Annotated in this window: 18 protein-coding genes and 1 pseudogene; 6 read left to right on the forward strand and 13 right to left on the reverse strand. The window is 72.2% G+C overall.

Annotation, left to right across the window (positions count from 1 at the left end; genetic code table 11):
- Window positions 1–347: 347 nt before the first annotated feature.
- Together ACFQ11_RS02835 and ACFQ11_RS02840 are read right to left on the reverse strand one after the other, a co-directional pair.
- The gene (locus ACFQ11_RS02835; protein WP_378296144.1) at window positions 348–920 is read right to left on the reverse strand and encodes a DUF7691 family protein; all 573 of its coding nucleotides are present in this window, start codon (window positions 918–920) and stop codon (window positions 348–350) included.
- Between the two features lie 223 nt (window positions 921–1,143).
- A complete protein-coding gene (locus ACFQ11_RS02840; protein ID WP_378296146.1) occupies window positions 1,144–2,703 on the reverse strand; it encodes a hypothetical protein in 1,560 nt (519 codons plus the stop codon).
- A 643-nt stretch (window positions 2,704–3,346) separates the two neighbouring features.
- Here ACFQ11_RS02840 and ACFQ11_RS02845 point away from each other — a divergent pair.
- Window positions 3,347–4,363, forward strand: coding sequence for a TIGR03617 family F420-dependent LLM class oxidoreductase (locus ACFQ11_RS02845; RefSeq protein WP_378296147.1), 1,017 nt, complete (start codon window positions 3,347–3,349; stop codon window positions 4,361–4,363).
- 359 nt (window positions 4,364–4,722) lie between these two features.
- Window positions 4,723–5,283, forward strand: coding sequence for a DUF4142 domain-containing protein (locus ACFQ11_RS02850; RefSeq protein WP_378296148.1), 561 nt, complete (start codon window positions 4,723–4,725; stop codon window positions 5,281–5,283).
- A 99-nt stretch (window positions 5,284–5,382) separates the two neighbouring features.
- Here the strand turns inward: ACFQ11_RS02850 and ACFQ11_RS02855 are convergent, their stop codons facing one another.
- Window positions 5,383–6,813, reverse strand: a complete 1,431-nt coding sequence (locus tag ACFQ11_RS02855) for a phosphatase PAP2 family protein (protein ID WP_378296149.1) — start codon at window positions 6,811–6,813, stop codon at window positions 5,383–5,385.
- 248 nt (window positions 6,814–7,061) lie between these two features.
- Between ACFQ11_RS02855 and ACFQ11_RS02860 the strand changes: the two genes are divergently transcribed.
- A complete protein-coding gene (locus tag ACFQ11_RS02860; protein ID WP_378296150.1) occupies window positions 7,062–7,652 on the forward strand; it encodes a hypothetical protein in 591 nt (196 codons plus the stop codon).
- Between the two features lie 89 nt (window positions 7,653–7,741).
- On the opposite strand, the gene ACFQ11_RS02865 is transcribed toward ACFQ11_RS02860, so the two are convergent.
- From ACFQ11_RS02865 to ACFQ11_RS02885, 5 genes are all read right to left on the reverse strand, one after another.
- On the reverse strand, window positions 7,742–8,029 hold the full coding sequence (locus ACFQ11_RS02865) for a hypothetical protein (RefSeq protein ID WP_378296151.1): 288 nt from the start codon (window positions 8,027–8,029) through the stop codon (window positions 7,742–7,744).
- On the reverse strand, window positions 8,026–10,644 hold the full coding sequence (locus ACFQ11_RS02870) for an MFS transporter (RefSeq protein ID WP_378296152.1): 2,619 nt from the start codon (window positions 10,642–10,644) through the stop codon (window positions 8,026–8,028). The genes ACFQ11_RS02865 and ACFQ11_RS02870 overlap by 4 nt, the downstream gene beginning before the upstream one ends.
- Before the next feature lie 86 nt (window positions 10,645–10,730).
- Window positions 10,731–11,399, reverse strand: coding sequence for a DUF421 domain-containing protein (locus ACFQ11_RS02875; RefSeq protein WP_378296153.1), 669 nt, complete (start codon window positions 11,397–11,399; stop codon window positions 10,731–10,733).
- Window positions 11,400–11,444: 45 nt separating this feature from the next.
- Entirely contained in the window at window positions 11,445–12,455 is a 1,011-nt protein-coding gene (locus tag ACFQ11_RS02880) for an SDR family oxidoreductase (protein ID WP_378296154.1), read from the reverse strand.
- On the reverse strand, window positions 12,445–12,663 hold the full coding sequence (locus tag ACFQ11_RS02885; protein ID WP_378296155.1) for a hypothetical protein: 219 nt from the start codon (window positions 12,661–12,663) through the stop codon (window positions 12,445–12,447). The genes ACFQ11_RS02880 and ACFQ11_RS02885 overlap by 11 nt, the downstream gene beginning before the upstream one ends.
- Window positions 12,664–13,279: 616 nt before the next feature.
- On the opposite strand from ACFQ11_RS02885, the gene ACFQ11_RS02890 reads away from it, so the two are divergent.
- Complete coding sequence (locus ACFQ11_RS02890) at window positions 13,280–14,314, forward strand: hypothetical protein (RefSeq protein WP_378296156.1); 1,035 nt, start codon at window positions 13,280–13,282, stop codon at window positions 14,312–14,314.
- A 15-nt stretch (window positions 14,315–14,329) separates the two neighbouring features.
- A complete protein-coding gene (locus ACFQ11_RS02895) occupies window positions 14,330–14,623 on the forward strand; it encodes a hypothetical protein (RefSeq protein ID WP_378296157.1) in 294 nt (97 codons plus the stop codon).
- A gap of 4 nt (window positions 14,624–14,627) precedes the next feature.
- On the opposite strand, the gene ACFQ11_RS02900 is transcribed toward ACFQ11_RS02895, so the two are convergent.
- The 5 genes from ACFQ11_RS02900 to ACFQ11_RS02920 form a co-directional block, all read right to left on the reverse strand.
- On the reverse strand, window positions 14,628–14,945 hold the full coding sequence (locus ACFQ11_RS02900; RefSeq protein ID WP_378296158.1) for a hypothetical protein: 318 nt from the start codon (window positions 14,943–14,945) through the stop codon (window positions 14,628–14,630).
- Window positions 14,945–16,429, reverse strand: a complete 1,485-nt coding sequence (locus tag ACFQ11_RS02905; RefSeq protein ID WP_378296159.1) for a molybdopterin-dependent oxidoreductase — start codon at window positions 16,427–16,429, stop codon at window positions 14,945–14,947. Before ACFQ11_RS02905 ends, ACFQ11_RS02900 begins: the two co-directional genes overlap by 1 nt.
- Before the next feature lie 153 nt (window positions 16,430–16,582).
- The gene (locus ACFQ11_RS02910) at window positions 16,583–17,083 is read right to left on the reverse strand and encodes a hypothetical protein (RefSeq protein WP_378296160.1); all 501 of its coding nucleotides are present in this window, start codon (window positions 17,081–17,083) and stop codon (window positions 16,583–16,585) included.
- 240 nt (window positions 17,084–17,323) lie between these two features.
- Window positions 17,324–18,373 (reverse strand): Gfo/Idh/MocA family oxidoreductase, encoded by a 1,050-nt coding sequence (locus ACFQ11_RS02915; RefSeq protein WP_378296161.1) that lies wholly within the window; start codon window positions 18,371–18,373, stop codon window positions 17,324–17,326.
- Between the two features lie 150 nt (window positions 18,374–18,523).
- Window positions 18,524–19,318: a class II aldolase/adducin family protein gene (locus ACFQ11_RS02920; RefSeq protein ID WP_378296162.1), complete on the reverse strand. Its 795-nt coding sequence runs from the start codon at window positions 19,316–19,318 to the stop codon at window positions 18,524–18,526.
- Between the two features lie 127 nt (window positions 19,319–19,445).
- Here ACFQ11_RS02920 and ACFQ11_RS02925 point away from each other — a divergent pair.
- Window positions 19,446–20,194: pseudogene (locus tag ACFQ11_RS02925) on the forward strand (helix-turn-helix domain-containing protein); the annotation flags it as partial.

Genomic DNA, 20,194 nt, shown 5'->3' on the forward strand with positions numbered 1-20,194 from the left:
AGTTGCTCTCTGGGGTCTGGGAGGTGGAGCCGCTGCCCTGCACGACATGTGCATCCGGCGGCCGCAGACAGTGGGGACGGCGGCGCCTGGCCCTCCTCCAGCGAGGCCGGCCGGCGGCCGGAACGGAGAACCGGGTGCTTACGTCCCTTTTGCATAGCTTGGCAGCGTACCCAAACACCGTGTGCCGCGCTTGGGGGGTCTACGGGCGGCCGATGGCCGCCGCGGCGCGGCTGATGTGCACGTCGGCCGCGTGGCGGGCCGCGCGGCCCGAGCGGGTCCGTGTCCGGCTTCGTCCGAGCCGCCGGGGCGGGGGAGGGCCTGGCCGATATCTCTCCTGTCCCGGTGGGTCAGTAATAGAAGCAGACGAGGTCGCAGGGGAACCTGCCGTCGTCCTCCAGGCAGCGCCGCAGCCAGCCGTGCAGTTCGGTGATGGCGCCGGCGACGGATCGGTCGGTGACCGCCGAGAGGTCCGCGGCGTCCAGCGCCGCCGCGATCGGCCCCATCTCGTCGCGCCGTAGGTGGCCGATGACGGGCCGGTCTTCGATCTCCGGCAGTGGCACGGGCGGGCCTGACCAGATCAGGTCCCGCGGATCGAGGTCCACACCGAGGCCGCTGAGGGTCTCCCGGACGGCGGCGAGATGGCGGTCCCCGCACGGGTACCAGTGGTCATTGCCGAGGAGGCCGCCGAAGCGCTTGCAGAGCGACTCGAGGGCGTGGCCGTAGACGCGGCCTTCGGTGCCGGTGTAAGGCTCGGCGTAGAAGAGTTCCCTCATGACCTGCGGCGTCGGCCCGGCCTCCGCGTCATCGGAGCAGTAGAGTTCCTGCAGCCAGGCGAGGAAGTCTTCCGGGTCGCCGGTGTACTCGTGCGGCGAACTCAGCACTTCCACGCTGACCGCGTACGGCATGATCCCGTAACCCATCGCGCCCCTCCGGATGGTGACTCCGTCGAGTAGACGGTACCGTCTTTTTGGAGTGCCTCGTCAGAGGGTGCCGTCCTGCCGACGATCACGCGCATGCCCGCCGCCGGTTCGCTGATCAATGAGGTCGCCTGAGCGTTCCGGGCCCGGAGCGGACGGCCGGGCGGCCATGACGCGGGGAGCGCACCGGTCCGCCTTCGTCGGGCTGCATGGGCCCGGGGACGGGTTACGCGGGCTCCAGGAGGATCAGGTAGATCGCGTTGGGCTCGAGGTCGATGCTCTCGGTGTGGTGCTCACCGAGGTCGACGGTCCTCTCGTCGACCAGTTGCAGTTCGGCCTTGGCCGGATCGGCGAAGTAGTTGCTCGTCGTCTGGTCGACCCGGTACATGCGCTGGTGAACCGGGCCGTGCCTGAGGCGCGCGGGCAGGTGCGACATGGCGATCCGCGCCCGGAAGCGTTCGCGGTTGATGTGCTGGTAATTCCAGACCATGAGCGAGGCGCCCGTTTTGTCCATCGAAGCGAGCGCATAGACGCCTTGTCCCGCGTCGAGGCCGTCCGAGGCGGCCTTCACTCGCGTGGCCTTCATCTTGGACTGCATCAGCATCATGTTGCCGTAGGGCGTGAAGGTGTCCGCGGGGATGGGCATGCCCGGCTGCGGGCGCGGTGTCACGAGCTGATCCTTGCGGGACTCCGCATTGGACCCGTGGCGGACCACCCAGTTGAACGGATAGGTCTCGGGCTGCTTCGAATACCAGTAGTGGAGCGAAGCCATGCCGGCCGCCTGCCGGACGTAGTCGGTCGTCCCCTCGGCATCGTCGAACGCGGGGCCCGGGTATATCCCCGATTCGGTGATGAACGCGGGGATGTTGGTCTTGATGCCGCGGTCGGCGAGCATCCTGTCGAGCCGGGCGCGTTGGGTGCGTACCTCGCTCGGGTTCCCCTTGTAGAAGTGATACTTCTGAAATTTCTCATCGAATTCGCCATAGCCGTGATAGGAGATGAAATCGAGGCGCTTTCCGGGATTCCGGTCGTTGGCGTACCCGTCGAGGAACGCTTTCATCCACGTGTCGTTGAGGCTCGTCAGAGCCGGTCCGCCGACCTTGAGGGGGACCCTCGGCTTGAGCTCCCGGTTGACCTCGTTCACCACCTCGTAGACCGGCACGTAGTAGGAGTAGAGCTCCTCGGGGCGGAGGACGGGCTCCCGCCCGTTGCGGACCTGGGCGCCGTAGAAGTGCATGTCGGGTTCGTTGAAGGCCTCGATGTACTCGATCTTCGGGTGGCGCTCCTTCAGACCTTTGATGATCATCTTGAGGATCGCCTTGGTTTCGGCGGGCGGACGCCTCTGCCCGATGAGGGTCGTGGGCATCGGAACCACGAGCAGGGAATCGGCCATGGCGGCGGCGTCGCGGAGGTAGGCGGCGACCGGCGAGAAGTCGCAGGTGTTCGTCTCGACAACGCACAGATCCGCGTGCGCGGTGCCCTCGTCGGCGTCATCGTCCATCCAGACGCGGTGGATGTCGGCATGAAGGCCCTGCTCGCTGAGGAACGCCGCGTCGTCGGTGCGCCGTTCGGGAACGACCGAAGGGTTGGCGAAGTTGTTCAGCCGCTCGGTGTGCAGCAGCCGGCCTTCCCGGGCGCGGAAATCGACCTGCACCCGGGCGCGCGAGAGTGGATCTTCCGGCGCCTGCCCTGCGGCCGCCTGGGGGAGTGCTGATGCGATCAGCGCAGCGGCGCCCACTGCGGCCGCGAGCGCCCACTTGTGACGTCGTGTCGGTCTCTCGAACACCTGGCACCAGCCTCATTCGTCGTTGACTGCACCCCGTGACGGGCGGCCGCGGCGGGCCGGGCTCGTTCACCGGCCTCCGGATGCGCGGCACCGCGCGGGCGCCCGCGGCGGCGCCAGGCCGCTCCCGGACGGCCGGCCCGGTGTTCGTGCTCGTCCGTCCGACCGCACCGCTCGCCCCTGTGACCTGCGGCACCGGAGTGAAAGTAGGTTGGCACTGAGGTTTTTGTGTGTCAAGAGGCACATTCTCGCTTGTGCGTAGCTACATTTGCGCGTGCCCGCTGGCGGGCTCCGATGTCTACAACGCGGTCTGCGTCCGCGGCCAGGTGCGGAGGTTGCGCACCAGCAGGACGGCGCCGATCGGGCAGGACAGCAGGAGCAGCACGGCGCCGATGAGCCTTGACCCACGGACGGCCGCCGGGCGCGTAGACCCGGTCGGCGTCGCCGCCTGCGGCGACCGCGCTCAAGGACGATGGAGGCGCGGCCCCGGCGTCGGCCGCTTTCGGTGCCGAGCCGGCCTCGCATCCGGTTCGATTGCGAACATCATTGCCGAATGAACGTATTGGGCGGGCGTCGACGTGGCAACGCCGCGCGACCTGCTCCTCATCAAGGCACGTGGCGCGTTGCGCGGAACGGAGATCGGTCAGTGAAGCTCGATGTGCAACTGGACGGACGACCGGACGAGGCGGCGCAGCGGGCCCGCGAGCTGATCGCGGCCGGGGTGGACGGCCTGTTCGCCTTCGAGGGCCCGCACGATGTGTTCCTGCCGCTGATCGTCGCGGCCGGCTCGTCGGACGTACCGCCGACCGACCTGATGACCAACGTCGCGATCGCGATCCCCCGCAGCCCGATGAACCTGGCCAACATGGCCTATGACCTGCAATTGCTGAGCAAGGGCCGGTTCCGGCTCGGATTGGGCTCGCAGATCAGGCCGCACATCGAGAAGCGGTACGGCTCCACCTGGAGCAGGCCGGCCGCCCGGATGCGCGAGGCGGTGCTCGCGGTGAAGGCGATCCTGAACTCCTGGCAGGACGGCACCCCGCTGGACTTCCGCGGCGAGTTCACCGAGCACACATTGATGCCCGCGACGTTCAGTCCCGGACCGAACCCCTACGGCGTTCCGCCGGTCCTCCTCGGCGCGCTGGGGCCGGTGATGACCCGGACGGCGGCCGAGGTCGCCGACGGGCTGCTGGTGATGCCGTTCCACAGCCGCCGGCATTTCCGCGAGCGCACGCTTCCGGCGGTGGCCGAGGGACTGGAACTGGCGGGTCGCGAGCGGATCGACCTGTACCCGCAGGCGATCGTCGCGATGGGCGACACTCCGGAGGCGATCGAGGCCGCCGCCTTCGGGGTGAAGGGGCTGCTCGCGTTCTATGGCTCGACCCCCGCGTACAGGCCGGTCCTGGAGATCGAGGGGTGGGGGGACCTGCAACCCGAGCTGAACGCGCTGTCGAAGACCGGCGACGTCATGGCCATGATCGGGCTGATCGACGACACGATGATGCGGACCCTGGCGGTCGTCGGGACGCCGGCGGAATGCGCCACCGAGATCAAGGCCCGGTTCGGCGACGTGGCCGAACGGGTCTGCGCCTACTTCCCCGGAACGACCCACCCGCGAGAGACGATCGCCGCCCTCGCGAGCGAACTGGGCGGAACGCCGTGAGCGTGCCCGCTCACGGCGCCGGCCCGGAGTCGCGCGTCCGGCCGTCCTTCGCACCGCGTCGTGCCGGGTGTGTCGGCGGCGGGCCACCGCGCCCGGCGTGACCGGCCGCCCTCGCGCTGGGCAACGGCCTTGTCGCCGCGCACGGCACCCGGAGACGCTGATGCGGCTCGCGGCCTGCCCGCATAGTCCGGCACGGTGCGGGAACCGAGGCAGAGAACCCGGTGCGGCCCGATCACGCCGGCGGCCCTGAGACCGGCCTTCGAGGGCGCGATCGGGCGGGCTTCGCTCCGCCCGCACGTCCGAGTCCTTCGACCGGCGGGTTCGCGGCCCGGAACCGTGACGCCGTCCATACGGAGATCATGATGCGCAACCGCCTGCTCGCCGTCCCGTTCGCCGTCACGGCGCTGATGGTCGCGCCCGCGGCGTGCACGGAGCCCGCCGACGTCCGGGACGTGCCGGGGACCTCGTCCGTCCCGGGCCGGGTCTCGGTGCAGGACGCCGACTGGATGGCGCAGGCCCACCGGGTGAACCTCACCGAGATCGAAGCCGGGCTGCTGGCCCGGCACCGGAGCGCCGACGCCCAGGTCAGAGCGGCTGGTGCGATGCTCGTCCGCGATCACCGCCGGCTCGACGCGAAGCTGGAGGCCACGGCCGCCGGACTCGGCGTGGAGCTGCCTCACGCGCCGTCCGCACGGCAGCGGATGGAGCTGGACGCGCTGAAGGACCGCGAGGAGCGGTTGTTCAACCTCGCCTGGATGACCGCGATGATCGCGGGCCACGAAGAAGCGATCGAGGCGACGCAGCGGGAGATCGCGCGGGGCTCGTCTCCCCAGGTCATCGCGCTCGCCCGGGAACGGCTTCCCGTCCTGCGCGAGCATCGTGCCGAGCTGTACGAGCTGAAGGGCATGGAAGGGACCTGAGGGCGCCGGCCCGGCCGGCCGCGAAGCGCCGGCGGATGCGCGGCCGGGCCCTCGGTGCGGCGAAACCCGAACCCGCCGCCGCGTCGCGCGCGTCCTTCGTCAATCGCCGGCCGGCGCGGGCGTCTCCTCGGCGGCCGGCGGCGCCGTCGGCCGGATCACCCACCAGCACAGCGCGAGCCACAGCGAGGCGAGCAGGAGACTGCCCAGGACGTCGGTGAGGTAGTGCACGCCCCCGTACAGGCGCGTGAAGGCGACGACCACGGGAAGAACGATCGCCGCCGCGAGGGCGGGCAGGCGCCACCGGCGGCGGGCGCATCGCCACGCCAGCAGCGCGATCGCGCCGTACAGGCAGGCGGTCGCGGCCACGTGGCCGGACGGGAAGCTGGAGGTCGGCGGCAGTTCCGGTCCGGCATGCGGCACCGCGGGACGGCCCCGGGAGACGACGGCCGAGGACGCCAGGAACAGCAGGGTCTCGCCGCCCACCACCACGAGCAGGAAGAGCACCGGGCGCCAACGCCGGAGCAGGGCCAGGACGAGCACGCAGACGGTGACGAGAACGGTGACGATCCAGCGCGTCCCGCCGACCCGGGTGACGACCAGGCTGACGTCGGTGAGCGGCGGCACCCGGTGCCGGGCCATCCACTGCGCGACGCCGCGGTCGGCGGAGACGACGACGCTCCCGGTGGACAGGACCTCGGTCACGAGCAGGCCCGCACCGAACAGCACGCCGAAGATCAGCACCCCTCCCACGGCCAGCTCCGAGATTCCGCGCAGGAGATGCTCGGTGCGCTCACGGGCCTCCGGGGCTCCGCGCAGCGCCCGTCCGGCGCCGGGTTCGAGTCCTTCGGCGATCGGGGGAGGGGACGTCCCGCCGTCTCGCAGCCAGCGACGGAAGGCCACCGCCGTGACGCCGAGCCAGAGGACGCCGAGCAGCCACCCGGCGACCACGTCGCTGAGAAAGTGGACGCCCAGCGCCACGCGCGTGAATCCGATGAGCAGAACCAGCGCGGCCACGGTCGCGATGAGGGCGGGTCTCCACCCGCGGCGGACGGTCGGCAGGAAGACCAGCAGCAGCACCCCGTAGCAGACGGTCGAGGACAGCGCGTGTCCGCTCGGGAAGCTCATCCCGGGCGCATCGGCGACCGGTGTGTCGACCACCGGGCGCAACCGCCCCACGAGCACCTTCAGGGCGGGACTCAGGACGAGCGTGCCCATCGCGGTGACGACGACGTAGACCGCCGGCCGGGGCCGTCTGCGGATCAGCAGGAAGGCGGTGACGACCACGAGGACGTAGGTCGACGTCTCCCGGCCGCCGAGGTCGGTGACGCGGTGCAGCGCCCCCACGAGGAGCCCGTTGGCGGCCACCAGGTCGTTCAAGGCGTCCCCGACCGTCCGGTCAAGCGCGATCAGCGGCCGGAACCGGTACTCCACGGCCCCCAGAAGCAGGAAGAACCCCGCCGCCGCACCTAGGACGGCGAGCAGTCCCGCCGACGCCCGGAGCGCGAACCCCTCCCATCTCGGAACGTTCAATTCCCGAAGCTGATCGAACATCGCCGGTTCCATGCTTCCCGAGGTCGGACGGCGGACGCGGCGCGCCGCGTCACCACGGCGCCGGTGTGCGCGCCTACCCCACCGGTGTCCGGGCAAACGATGCGAGGCTCCGCGCCCGGACCGCCGCGACGCCGTCGCGGCGCGGGGCCGACGTCGCCGGAGGAGGTCGTCCGGAAAGAAGCGGCCGACCCGGTTCGGCGGTCCTCTCTCGGGAAGCCGCTCACGACATGAGCGGTACCGGAAAGTACGCGGAGGCCGCCGGATCGCTGGCCGATCTCGTGCGGGCGGTGGTGCTGGGCAGCGCAGTCCTGGCGCCCCTGGCCCAGCCCGCCGAGGCGGCCGTTCGGTTCGGCCTGATGTTCCTGGTTCTGGTGGCCGCCCGGCAGAGCGGGATCCCGGGGCCGTTCGATCTGGCCTTCGGCGTCGCGCTCACCCTCGCCACTTGGGCGTCCGTGGCCGGATGGTACGCCCAGTACGCCTGGAGCGACTGGGTCGTCCATGCGGTGACGGGCGGTTCGGTCGCCGCGGTCCTCTACTCGGGCCTCGCCAAGTTGGGCTGCCTGCCCCCCTTGCGGGATCCCGCGCTCGCGCGCCCGCTCGTGGCGATCACGCTCATCGTCGCGATGCTGGCCGCGTTGAGCGGCGTGCTGTGGGAGGTCTACGAGTGGAGCGCGGTCCGTCTGGGGGCTCGGATGATCGTCGGTTATGGCGACACGGTGGCCGATCTGGCGATGGACGTTCTGGGCGGTGTATGCGCCGGAGCGGCCATGGTGGCCTGGCAGAGGGACGGGCGCAAGACGCGCCCTCACGAACCTTGAGCGGCGCCTCCGTCCTTCTGCGCTGCGGGTCGGGGCGGCGGCACGGCGACCGCCGCGCCGATGCCGCGGACGCCCCGGTGACGGCCCGTTCAGCCGGGTGGACGCGTCCGGTTCCCCGGTGCCGGGCCCGACCCGACGTCCCGCCGGCCGCGCAACGCACGGAACAGGCGCAGGGGGAACAGGCCGACGAGCGGCGCGCGCCGTCCCATGTCCTCCTTGTCCTTCCGGTCGAAGGCGCGGGCGTAACGTCGCGCGTCGGACGCGGTGGGGTAGTCCTTGGCGCCGCCGGCTCCGCACTGCCGTGCGCACCGCCAGCGCATCGTCTTCCCTTCGGCGGAGAAGCGGTAGTCGTGGCCGAGGAACCGGCATCGGATCATCGGTCGACGTCCGTGTTCGTGTCGGCATGGTCGGGCGAGGGCGCGAACCGGTTACGCGGCTGTGGCCGGGCCAGGCCCTCGTGGACGGCCTCGCGGAGCGCGGCGCGGAACCGGCCCGGTCCCCAGTAACGCGCGCCGACCAGCTCGGCGAGCCGACGGCGGTCCATCGGTCCGTGCTCGCCGAGGGCGCGCGCGATGGCGGTGACCTCGCGGTCCAGGGCGGTCTCCCCGTCCGACGACCACCGGCTCGCCGTCCCCAGCATCCCCGGCGAGTAGAAGGTCTCGCCCGGGCCGGGGAGCAACCGCCGCAGCCCCGTCGGCCGCCGCTGCTCACGGCGGAGGACGCGTTCGCGGATGCGCCGCTCGCGCTCACGGGCGGCGCGCCGTCGCTCCGCGGCCGACTCGCGCTCGCGCCGCGCGTCCTCGGCCGTGCCCGTCTCCGCCGCGAGGGACGCCGCCGCGGAGCGGTGCTGCGCCGCCTCCATGCGGTCGGCCGCGGCCTCGGCGCGCAGCCGATGGACCTCGGCCCGCCCGCCGTGCCGGGAGGCCGTGTCCTCGTCGCCTCCGGCGCGCGCCACGTGCGCGCGTGCCAGCTCCGCGTGCATCTTCTCCCATTCGCCGTACATCTCGGCCTGGCCCCGGGCGATGTCCGCTTCGGGCCCCTCCAGTTCCGCCGCCCGGTCGCGGGCCTGTGCGGCCATCGCGCTCTGTTCGCGGGACCGCGCCCGCTGGGCCGCGGCCTCGGCCAGGTCCGCGTGGGTCCTCGCGCCTTCCCGGTCGGCGGCGGTCAGCGTCTCCGTCCGCTGGTGCAGCGCCCGGGCCCGCTCGTCCGCGGCCGCGGCCCGGTCCAGGGCGCCGCGGCGTCCGGCCTCGGTGCCGGCGTCCTCGGCCGCGGCCCGCTCGTCGTGCGCGGCGGCCTCCTCCAGCAGGCGTTCGGCGTCCCACTCGGCGGCCTGCGCGAGCACCTCCTCCACCCGCCGCCGCTCCGCGGCCTCCCGATCCCCGGCGTCCGAGCGCGGCTTCAGCTCGTGGGCGGCGGCGCGGTGCTCGGCCGCGCGCGCCCGCTGCTCCTCGGCGTCGCGCCGGGCCTGCAGGGCGGCGCGGCGTTCCGGCCGCGTTTCCCCGGCCCCGGCCGCGGGTTCGCCCGATGGGGACCCCTCGTCCTCTTCCGCCTCCTCCACGGTGAGCGGCTTGGCGATGTTCTCCAGCGAGGTCCGTTCCGCGCGGACGCCGAAGAACAGCTCGGCGAGACCGCCCAGGGCCATGATCCCCGCGCCGACGAAGAAGCCGATCGCGATCAGGTTCGCCTCGCCGGTGTCGATCAGCCGGCCGAAGACGAGCGGGCCCGTGATGCCCCCGGTGGCCGTGCCGATCGCGTAGAAGAACGCGATGGCCAGCGCCCGGGTCTCCATGGGGAAGATCTCGCTGACCGTCAGGTAGGCGGAGCTGGCGCCCGCCGAGGCGAAGAAGAACGTCACACCGATCAGTGCCATGAACGTCCACGTCGTCAGCCCGCCGGCGGCCAGCAGGACGCCGAGCAGGACGGTGAGCGCCGACGACACCAGATAGGTTCCGCAGATCATCGGCTTGCGGCCCACCGTGTCGAACAGCCGTCCGAGCAGGAGCGGGCCGAGGAAGTTGCCCAGCGCGAACATGGCGAAGAAGTACGGCACCGTCCCGGACGCCACGTCGAAGACCTTGCTCAGGATCGTGCCGAGGTCGAACGTCACCGCGTTGTACAGGAACGCCTGCCCCACGAACAGCGCCAGCCCGAGGACCGCCCGCCGCGGGTAGATCTTGAAGGCGACCGCGGCGATCTGCCGGAACGGGATGACCTTGCGCTGCCGGACCGTGATGCTCTGGTCCGGTTCCTCCAGATCCTGCCCGGTGTCCTCGCGGACCTCGCGCTCGATCCCGTCGACGATCCGCTCGGCCTCGTCCTCACGCCCGTGGATGAACAGCCAGCGCGGGCTCTCCGGGACGTGCCGACGGACGAACATGATGACGAGGCCGAGGAGTCCGCCCACGCCGAACGCCAGCCGCCACCCCATGTCCAGCGGGAAGATCGCCGTGTTCAGGAAGAACACGGCGGCCAGGGCGCCGAGCGCGGCCCCCGCCCAGTAGCTGCCGTTGATGATGATGTCCACCCGGCCGCGTGCGCGGGCGGGGATCAGCTCGTCGATCGCCGAGTTGATCGCCGCGTACTCGCCGCCGATGCCCATCCCGGTGACGAACCGGCACACGAAGAAGTACCAGGGGGCGAACGCGAACGCGGTCGCCACCGTCGCGGCGACGTAGACGGCCAGCGTGACGATGAACAGCTTCTTGCGGCCGAACCGGTCGGTGAGCTGCCCGAACAGCAGCGCACCGGTACAGGCTCCGGCGACGTAGATCGCCGCCGCGTACCCGATGTCGGCCGCGGACATGTCGACGCCGCTGCCCTGTTCGGTCAGCCGCGCGGCGACGGACCCGACGATGGTCACCTCGAGCCCGTCGAGGATCCACACCGTCCCGAGCCCGACGACGATCATCCAGTGGAACCGCGACCACGGCAGTCGGTCCATGCGCGCGGGGATCTGGGTGGTCAGCGTGCCCGAGCGTGCGTCATCGGTCATGAGCAGGCGGCCTCCAATACAGCCGTGCGGGCGCGGACCGGCCCCGGCGATCACCGGTCACGTCACTGCTACCCAGCGATCGGGAGTCACACTTCTTCGGGGTGACAAGAGCGTCCGCGCCGTGGAAGCGGTGCCGGCCGCGGGTCCCGCGGCCGACGCGCGCCTACGGACGATCGCCGCTCGGCGGCCGCTCCCCGGCGTCGCGCGACGAGCCGACCGACTCGCGCAGACCGGCGCTCACCAGCGTCGGCACGGGCGCGTCCCGGTCGTCCCCGATGACGACCGTCAGCGCCCCGCCGCTCTCGTAGAGGACGTAGCGGACGTCCGACAGGTCGAACGAAGACCCCCCGACGGCGTAGCTGCGCGTACAGGTCGCTCTCGGTCAGGCCGCAGACACGAAGCTGCCGCCCGGAGATCCGCCCGTGCGTGACGAGCACCCGGACGGGATGGTCCGACAGCTTGCGTCCCCAACGGTGGAACCGGAGGACGCTCGCGGCGCGGTGCACGGCGACCAGCGTGGCGATGGCGACGGCCCCGACGACGAAGGACTGCCGGGAGGCGACCGCGGTGCGGCCGATGATGGCGCCGATCGCCACGGCCGCCACGAAGTCGGTGGTCGTCCACTGGGCGAGCATGCGCCGCTCGCCCACGCGCAGCGCGAGGAGCGCGGCGGCGTACATCAGCGCCGCCTTGCCCGCCACGGCGCCCAGACGGGTCCAATCCCCGACGAGCCAGTCACCGAACGGATCCGTCATCTCTTTCTTTCCATGAGTGTTCCCTGCCCGCCGCGGGCGCGGTGGTCAGCGGCGGCTCAGCACCGCGACGGCCGCTCCGCCGAGCACGGCGGCCGCCCCGGCGATCCCGAGCGCGGCGGAACGCCTGATCGACAGCTCCAGCAGCGGGTCCCGCGCGTGCGCCTGGTCGTCGAACGGGCCGTGGGCCCCCTGATCCTCGGCATCGTCGCCCGGACGGAACAGGTTCGGCCCCAGCCGCGGCGCGTCCTCGCCGGTCTGCTGCGACTTGACGCCCGACCGGCCCAGGTACAGGTCCATGAACTTGGGGGCGAGGCGTTCGCCGAGGATGGTGTAGGCGGTGGACAGGCCCACCCACATGTTGCGGCGGGGATGCTCGGCCAGGTGCGCGATGGCGCGGCCGGCGAGTTCGGGCTGGAAGATCGGCGGCACCGGCATCGGATGGCGGTCGAGCTTGTTCAGGTTCCAGTTGAACTGCGGTGTGTTCAGCCCGGGAAGCTGCACCATGCACAGCTTCACCTTGCTCTTGTCGTGGGCGAGCTCGGTCATCACCGATTCGGTGAACCCCTTCACGGCGTGCTTGGCGGCGCAGTACGGCGCCTGCAGCGGGATCGAGCGGTAGGCCATCGCCGAGCCCACGTTGACGATCACGCCGCGGTCCCGGGGCCGCATCCGCTCCAGCGCGGCGAGCGTCCCGTGGACCTGCCCGAAGTAGGTGACGTCGTTGATCCGCCGCCATTCGTCCATGCCGGTGTCCCAGGAGAAGGCCAGCGATCCGCAGAACGCCGCGTTGACCCAGACGTCGATGGGCCCGAGTTCCGCCTCCGTCCGGTCGGCGGCCCGCCGGACGGCCTCCTCGTCGGCGACGTCGGTCGTCAGCGGCAGCGCACGTCCGCCCGCCGCGCGCACGTCCGCCGCCGCTCCCTCCAGCCCGGCCTCGCCGCGGGCCAGGACCGCGACGTCGTACCCGCGCCCGGCGAGCTCGCGGACGGCGGCCCGCCCGACACCGGCCGTACCGCCCGTCACGACCGCGACCTTCCGCTGTGCTTCACGCGTCATCTGTGGTCTCCTCGCCCTTTCGCTCGATGTGCACGGTTCCGCCCGCCTCGGCATCGCCCCGGTACGCGGCCGCGAGCAGGACGAGGCGGGACGGCGCCCGGGGGAGATCGCCCCGCTGCGCCTCGTCGTCGGCGTCCGATTCCTGCGGGAGCGGGCCCGGTTCACCGGCCTGCGCGGTCGCACCCGTCCAGACCCCGTGCGCGGGCACGTTCGTCCGCCGTGCCGGACACAGACCACGCCGCGATCCCGGCCGGCCGCCCCGGCCGCACTCCCGGTCACCGGGGGTCCCCGGCCGGCAGCACGGTTTCACGTCCACGTGGCCGACGGCCCCGGCGCCGCGTGGGCCGTGAGCCGGATATCTCGTTGGTCCCGCTGACAGCGGCCGTTGACGTTCCCGGTCGACGCACGCGGCGAGAGCATCCCCTCGGCCGTTTCAACGCCCGCGGACGATTTCCGCATGAGTCACCTCGTTCCTCTCCGGCGCCGTGAGGACGAACGGACGTGTGGATACCCGGGGGCCGCGGAGGTAAGCGGCGCCGAAAGAACCGGCGGTCACATTCGGGAAGCGCCTCGCGCCGCTCACCGAGCGTCGGACTTTCACGGCGGCATCGATCCGCGGGCGCCATCCACGATGCGGCCGCACCGCCACGACCGTCCCGTGCGCATCGGCGGGTACGCATCGGCACGTGCGGACCTGAAGCCGCCCGCAGCCGGTTTCGTGCCGTTTGCACTCGCCGGAGCCGGGTATCCGGTCGGCTGCAGAACGTCGTGGGTCTGCGGCGGGTACGGCTGGTGCCGTGCCGCCGGGCGGCAGTGGGGGGTCGATGGGGTTCGTGCCGGCGCGCCGGTTCGCCGTCCCTGCGGTGGCGCTCACCGCCCTGGCCGCGATCACCGCCTGTGCGGGCGGCTCCGAACCGGGCGGGAAGGACGAGGTGGCGGTGCTGCCGGTCGCGGCCGCGGTGCGCGACCCCGTCTGGTCGGACGGGGCCCTGTTCGCGCCGCTCGAGGACGGCGGCCGGGTCGCCCGGATCGACGTGGGCGGGCGACCGCGAACGACCCTGTCCCCGCCCCTGGAGATCGGCGAGAACATCGTGGTGGACCGCACGGTCCGGGACGCGGTGTACGTGCCGCAGCCCGCGCGTGGCCGGATCCTCATGCTCGGCCGGGGGGACCTGCGCCCCGCCGGCGCCTTCGCCGCCGGACCGGCCCCGTCCTCGGTGGACATCGATGGCGGGTCCCGGGCGTTGCTGGCCCTGTCGAGGGACGGGGCGACGGTGACCGCCGTCCGGTTGCGCGGGCTGCGGACGCTCGGGACGGTACCTGTGCATGCGGGCCCGCACGCGGAGCTGGCCGGCCCCATGCGGGGAAGAGCGCTCGAATTCGACCTCTCGGGTCCCCGCGGCATCGCCGGCTACAGGGGCGAGCCCGGGTCGGTCGAGTTGCAGGACCGGATCGACGTGCCGGTCCACAGCAGCGCCCTGGACCAGATCGACGTCGCCCGCAGTTATGTGGCCGAGAAGGGCACCGATCGGCTGCTCGCCGTCGGGGAGAGGCCGGGCGGCGAGAAGCTGGAGGTGCTGGCGCGGGCGCGGCTCGGCGCCCCCGCCGAACACGTCGGCACGGACGACGCGCGGGTGTACGCGGCGACCACGACGAGGCTGGTGGTGTTCGAGACGGACACCTTCACGGGCTACGAGGACGAGCGGCTCGAACCGGTGGCCACCATCGGTTTCCGGGCCGGCCTGCCGGGTTCGCTGCGGACCGCGCGGCTGTCCGGACTCGCCGTCGGCGACGAGCGCGTCTATCTGACGCTGTCCGGGCACCCGCACGTGTTGAGCATCGGCAAGCCCGAGCTGTGAGGGGGGCGGACGAGGATGGGCGAGCCGGGGGCGAGCGAGGACCTCGAGTTGCTCGAGGAACAGGTGCGGGCGCTGCGCGAGCTGGCCGGCGACCGGCCGGACGGTGCTCGGATCTACGATTTCGGTGTCCGCTGGGGCACGTTCCTTGCGGGCCGGCTGGAGCGGCTGGAGCACTATCACCGCAGCGGCGGCCTGAGCGTCGACGAGCGGGAGCGGTACGCCGGGCTGCGGTCCCGGCTGTCCGAGGTCCTGCCGCTCATCGAAGAGCTGGGACTCGCCCGCCCGCGGGTCGTGCCGCCGGACGACTGAGCGCTCACGGCGTCGTGCCGGCCTCTCGGGGGTCCTCGCCGTCGGCCGTTTCCTCTCCCGGCCGGAACAGGTCGGTCTTCCGCAAGCGGACGCCGGTGCGGGGAGCGGGGCAGGCGGGGGCGGCGCACGTGAGCCCGACCAGATACGCGTCCTGCCGCTCACTGCGGAACAGGAAACCGAGGTAGAGGGCGTCGCCGATATCGAAATCAGTCGACCCGCAGCCCGCGCACCGGGTCCGGTGCCGCCGCAGGTGCTTGGCGACGCGGTCCCGCTGCTCGCCGGTCAGGGCGGTGAGTTCGGGACGGGCCTGCCCTCCGGCCATCAGATCCCCACGTTCTTGTCGTAGAAGACGTTGTCCTCCCGCCAGCCGCCCATTCCCTCGCCGATGCCGGAGTAGTCGGAGACGAACTCGATGTGCGTGATCCATTTGGCCATCTTGAACCCGACCTGGTTCTCGATCCGCAGACGCAGCGGGGCGCCGTGCTCGATGGGCAGCGGCCCGCCGTTCATCTCGTAGGCGAGCAGGGTGTGCGACTGGCGCGCCACCTCGAGGTCGATCACCTCGTAGAACTGGCCGGCGCCCTGGGCGCTGGGCTCGTCACGGCCGGCATCCTGCATGGTCAGGAAGCACACATAGCGGGCCTGCGGCAGGGGGGCGGCCAGGTCCACCAGTTCTCGCATCGGCAGGCCGGACCACTCTCCGATGCTCGTCCAGCCTTGGACGCAGTTGTGCAGAACCCGCTGCGTCTGCCGGGGCAGGGCGCGCAGGTCGGCCAGCGTGAGGGTCATCGGGTTGTCGACCAGGCCGCCCACCTGGAGCCGCCAGTCGGTGAAGCCGTGCACCGCCAGCACCTTGTAGGCGTCGCTGTCGGGCGGTTTGCCGTTCACCCGGTGCCGGCCGGAGGGTTCGACTCCGGAGTAGTCCTGGCGGGAGACCATCGGCCGCAGCAGCACCTTGCGGACGCTCATCACCACGGCGCCAAGCGTGCGCTGCACCAGCCGGGGACGTTCGAGGCTGACCACCGTCGCCGCCCAGTGGATCGCGACGATCACGGCGATGATGACCAGCGACAGCGCGAGCGCCGACGTGCGGTCGCGGACCTCGCCGAAGATCATCAGGGCGTTCAGGTGCCCCCAGCCCCAGACCGCGATCATCATGATGTGGACGGCGGTGAAGCCGAGGAAGGCCAGCAGCCCGAGCAGATGCAGGTTGCGCGCCCGCTGGCGGCCGCCCCACAGGCGCAGGTACCACGGGAAGCGCGCCTCGATCGCCGGGGACTGCGCGAGCCCGGTCAGGATCTGGAAGGGCGCCAGGATGAACAGCACGAAGGCGTAGGAGAGCTTCTGGATCGCGTCGAACGGCTGGCCGGGCAGCAGCGGCGGCAGGTCGAAACCGAGGTAGGTGAGCAGGTCGCTCCAGGCGGTCGGGAAGATCGACCAGGAGTAGGGGATGTAACGGTGCCACTGGCCGGTGGCGAACAACAGGACGAAATAGGCCGCCCCCGTCAGAACCCACCCGAGGACGCTGAAGAAGTGCCAATGCCGCCCCATGCCGAGCTTCTTGCGGCCGGGGAGCGAGATGATCGAAGAGTACGACTCTTCCTCGTCCAGCGTGTCGTAGAGCTTGTCCTCGGGCATCGACTTGCGCGTGAACCGGGCCCATTCGGTGCCGGGCTCGCTTCGGTCGTTGCCGTAGAACTTCGGATGGGTGGCGATGATCTCGATGCCGCTGCGGATCAGGAGGGTCACGAACAGGACGTTGACCCAGTGCGCCACGCGCAGCCATGCCGGAAAATCGAGTTCCAACGTCACCAGCCTCCGGTTCCGGCCGGCCGCGTCGCCGCGATGCCGGTGCCGTGCCGCGGGCGCCCGCCGGTCGGCCACCTCCTCGCGCCGTGCCGGTGAGGCAACGCGCGAGGCGTCGGCCGACGAAGGGGGCCGTGCTCCCGCAGGACGCCGTCAGTCATGCCAATTCCGCCGCTGCGGCCAGGCGACGTTCAGACCCGTCGACACGGTGAAATGCAAGCCGAGCAATGCCCCGGCCAGAAGAAGCGTGAACGTGCCCAGGGCATAGCCCCAGTGGCCCTCCAAGGCCGGCAGGTCAGGCAGTCCCCAGACGCGGCTGGACACGTACACCGCGATGGCGGCCACGGCCACCAGGCTGCCGAGGGCCCACCCCGCTTTCGGTGCGGCCACCATGCCCACCGCGGACAGGACCGCGGCGCCGAGCAGGGCCGCGCAATAGGCGCGCAGGTAGGCCGGCGCGTCGAACCCGCCCCCCAGTGCCTGGTCGGTGACCAGCAGGTAAAGGTGGACGGCACCGACCCCGAGGACGAGCGCGACACCCGATGCGGTCGTCGTCCGCGGAAGATTCAGGAGGAAATACCGGTAAAAGGAAACGATCTTTCCGGTGCCCGTCCAGCGCATCAAAGCACTGCTCGAAAGGCCCCCGCCGGGCATGCGCCGCCTCCTTCACCTGCTGAGCAGCGATGGAACGGGAAGATGACTACCCTCACCGCCCGCCCCTTAACGGGGAGACGAGACGACGACGCGTTCGCCTTCGCCGCCGAGGTCCGAGTGCGGTCCGTTTCCCTTGGACGGGTTCTCTTGGGCGGGTTCCCTTGGGCGGGTTCCCTTGGGCGGGGTGCGAATCTGCCGGGTGATGCCCGCGGCGGTGACGCTCCGGACGCGTGCGCGGGGTCAGTCCAGGGGCACCGCCGTGTGGTCGCGGGCGGAGAGCAGCGCGGCCTCGATGACCTCCAGGCCGGTGATCGCGTCGGCGAGGTCGACGGGCGGGGGAGCGCCGTCCCGCAGCGTGCGCGCCACGGCGGCGTAGAAGTCGTGGTACGCGCCCGGCGCGGTCGGTTCGGGCCGCTCGTCGCCGGGGACGCCGACGAGACCGTGGGCCTCGGGCGGCGCGATGCCGTAGCCCGGGTCGTTCGGGACGAGCCCGGCGCGGAGCGCGTCCTCCTGCACGTCCATGCCGTGGACGGTGTAGGCGGCGCGGGACCCGAGGACCCGGAACCGGGGGCCGAGCTGCGCGGCCGTCGCGCTCGCCCACAGGTGGGAGCGGGTGCCGCCGTGGTGCTCGAGGGCGACGAACACGTCGTCGGGCGCGTTCGCGCCGCGCCGCCGGGTGTCGACCTCGGCGTACACCCGGACCGGACGGCCGAACAGCGCGATCGCCTGGTCGATCAGGTGCGAGCCCAGGTCGTACAGGATGCCGCCCGCGTCCCGGGGATCGGCGCTCTCCTTCCACCCGGGCTTGATCGTCGGCCGCCACCGCTCGAACCGGGACTCGAAGCGCAGCACGTCGCCGAGCGTCCCGGAGCCGACGAGGCGCTGCGCGGTCAGGAAGTCGCCGTCCCAGCGGCGGTTGTGGAACGGGATCACCGGCAGGCCCCGGACGGCGCTGAGCGCGGCGAGCGAGCGGGCGTCGGCGGCGGTCGCGGCGGCCGGCTTGTCCACGACGACCGGCACCCCCGAGGTCAGCGCCGTCCGGGCGAGGGCGACGTGGTAGCGGTTCGGCGCCGCGACCACCACCAGGTCGTAGGCGCCCGACACCTCCCACAGCCGGTCGGCGTGGTCGAGGACCCGCGCGTCCGGGTACCGCTCCTCGACGGCCTTCCGTCGCTCGGGGTCCCCGGTCACGACCGCCGCCAGCCGCATCCCGGGGACGGACGAGATGAGCGGGGCGTGGAAGACCGCGCCCCCGGTGCCGTATCCGATCAAGGCAACACGCAGGTCCATGCCCCGATCATGGCCGATGCCGCCCCGCCCCTCGGGCGGCGGGGTGGGCCCCGGCCTGCGGCGCACGGGAGCGGGCCCGCGGATCGCACGCGGCCCGGGCGGCGGCGCGGGGCTCCGCGCCGGCCGCCGGGGGCCTGTGGCGCGGCGCCGTCAGTCGAACAGGTCGGGCTGCTCGCGGGTGATCTGGTCGTACAGCGGCTGGTAGTTGATCCAGCCGACCAGGTCGTTGCCGATCTGCCCGTGGGTGAGGACGGCGTTGTCGTGCTCGATCGGGACGACCGGGCCCGCGGCCTGCGCGAGCAGCTGCACCTGGCAGGACCGCTCCATGGTGATGAACCACCAGGCGGCGGCGTCCACGGTGTCGCCGACCGTCAGCAGGCCGTGGTTGCGCAGGATGACGGCCTTGTGGCCGCCGAGGGCCGCGGCGATCCGCTTGCCCTCCTCCAGGTCGGTGACGACGCCGGTGTAGTCGTCGAACAGGCCGTGGTCCTGGTAGAACGCGCACACGTCCTGCGTGATCGGCTCCAGCTTCCGGCCGAGCGCCGACATCGCCCGCCCGTACGTCGAGTGGCTGTGCGCGGCGGCGACGACGTCCGGACGGGCCTGGTGCACCTGCGAGTGGATCGCGAACGCCGCCTCGTTCACCGGGTAGCGGCCCTCGACGACCTTGCCCTCGTGGTTCACCAGGATCAGGTCGCTGACCTTGATGTGCTTGAACGACATCCCGAACGGGTTCACCCAGAAGTGGTCGGTGCGCTCGGGGTCGCGGGCGGTGATGTGCCCGGCGACGCCCTCCTCGAAGCCGAACTTGCCGAAGATCCGCAGCGCGGCCGCCAGCCGCTCCTTGCGGTGCCGGCGCTCGTCCTCGACGTCGTCGAAGTTCGGCGGCAGCCGGAAGATCAGGTCGGTGGGCAGCTTCTCCAGGAACTCTTCGTCCTCGGCCATCGGTCGCTCCTCGGGATTCGGCTGACTCCACCGAACACCACTTGGCGGCCGCCCGGCTAGATCCGGGCCGCCCAAGCCCGCCGCGCCCGGTTGTCCGCCGGGGACAACGGGGCCGCACAATGGCGGCATGGAGCCACGAGAGGACGACCGGTTCCTGCGGCTGCTGGTCGAGCGCAGCGAGGACCCGGCGGTGCTGGACGCGACGGTGCGCGCCGCCCGCACCCGCTCGGACCTCGTCGCGGCGCTGCCGGAAGAGGAGACCCGGCGGCACACCGCCGCGCTGGTCCGGGGCGTGCTCGCCGCGCTCGAGGAGGGCGGGCCCGGGCCGGAGGTGCTCGCGGCGGCCGAGCGGCTCGGCGCCGACCGCGCCCGCCAGGGGGTGCCGGTCGCGGCGTTCCTGGACGGCTTCCAGGCGGGCCGCGCCCATCTCGTCCGGACGCTCATCGCCGACGGCCGCCGCCTCGGCGTCCCCGACGCGCAGCTCCTCGACGGGGTCAGCCGCATCGACGAGATCACCACCGCGCTCGTCCACCGCATGGTCCACGCGCACCGGGTGGCCGAGCTGGAGACGGCCCGCACCGCCCGGGAGAGCACGCTGCAGACGCTCCGGCAGCTTCTGCACGGCGAGCCGGTCGCGGTGCCCGCCCCGCTGGACGCCCGCGCCGCCTACCACTGCGTCGTCTCCGACGTCAGCGACCCGGCGGTCGCGGCCCGGCTGGAGGCCCGCCTCACCTCGGCCGGGCCGGGGCTGTGCGGACTCGTCGACGGCCGCTTCGCCGCCCTCGTCGCCCGGCTGCCGGACCCGCCGCCCGCCGGGCCGCTGCTGGTGGCCGCGGCGCCCGCCCGTCCCGCCGACGTCGCGCCGCTGTACGCGCT

The organism is Actinomadura sediminis (genome assembly GCF_042675525.1).
GTDB lineage: Bacteria > Actinomycetota > Actinomycetes > Streptosporangiales > Streptosporangiaceae > Spirillospora > Spirillospora sediminis.

Bases quoted from the DNA above. Each gene is read 5' to 3' on its own strand.
- ACFQ11_RS02920 (WP_378296162.1), bottom strand. From the start codon at position 19,318: ATGGCCGAGGACGAAGAGTTCCTGGAGAAGCTGCCCACCGACCTGATC.
- ACFQ11_RS02865 (WP_378296151.1), bottom strand. From the start codon at position 8,029: ATGATCCGATGCCGGTTCCTCGGCCACGACTACCGCTTCTCCGCCGAA.
- ACFQ11_RS02900 (WP_378296158.1), bottom strand. From the start codon at position 14,945: ATGGCCGGAGGGCAGGCCCGTCCCGAACTCACCGCCCTGACCGGCGAG.
- ACFQ11_RS02875 (WP_378296153.1), bottom strand. From the start codon at position 11,399: ATGACGGATCCGTTCGGTGACTGGCTCGTCGGGGATTGGACCCGTCTG.
- ACFQ11_RS02890 (WP_378296156.1), top strand. From the start codon at position 13,280: ATGGGGTTCGTGCCGGCGCGCCGGTTCGCCGTCCCTGCGGTGGCGCTC.
- ACFQ11_RS02915 (WP_378296161.1), bottom strand. From the start codon at position 18,373: ATGGACCTGCGTGTTGCCTTGATCGGATACGGCACCGGGGGCGCGGTC.
- ACFQ11_RS02835 (WP_378296144.1), bottom strand. From the start codon at position 920: ATGGGTTACGGGATCATGCCGTACGCGGTCAGCGTGGAAGTGCTGAGT.
- ACFQ11_RS02860 (WP_378296150.1), top strand. From the start codon at position 7,062: ATGAGCGGTACCGGAAAGTACGCGGAGGCCGCCGGATCGCTGGCCGAT.
- ACFQ11_RS02895 (WP_378296157.1), top strand. From the start codon at position 14,330: ATGGGCGAGCCGGGGGCGAGCGAGGACCTCGAGTTGCTCGAGGAACAG.
- ACFQ11_RS02850 (WP_378296148.1), top strand. From the start codon at position 4,723: ATGATGCGCAACCGCCTGCTCGCCGTCCCGTTCGCCGTCACGGCGCTG.
- ACFQ11_RS02870 (WP_378296152.1), bottom strand. From the start codon at position 10,644: ATGACCGATGACGCACGCTCGGGCACGCTGACCACCCAGATCCCCGCG.
- ACFQ11_RS02880 (WP_378296154.1), bottom strand. From the start codon at position 12,455: ATGACGCGTGAAGCACAGCGGAAGGTCGCGGTCGTGACGGGCGGTACG.
- ACFQ11_RS02910 (WP_378296160.1), bottom strand. From the start codon at position 17,083: ATGCCCGGCGGGGGCCTTTCGAGCAGTGCTTTGATGCGCTGGACGGGC.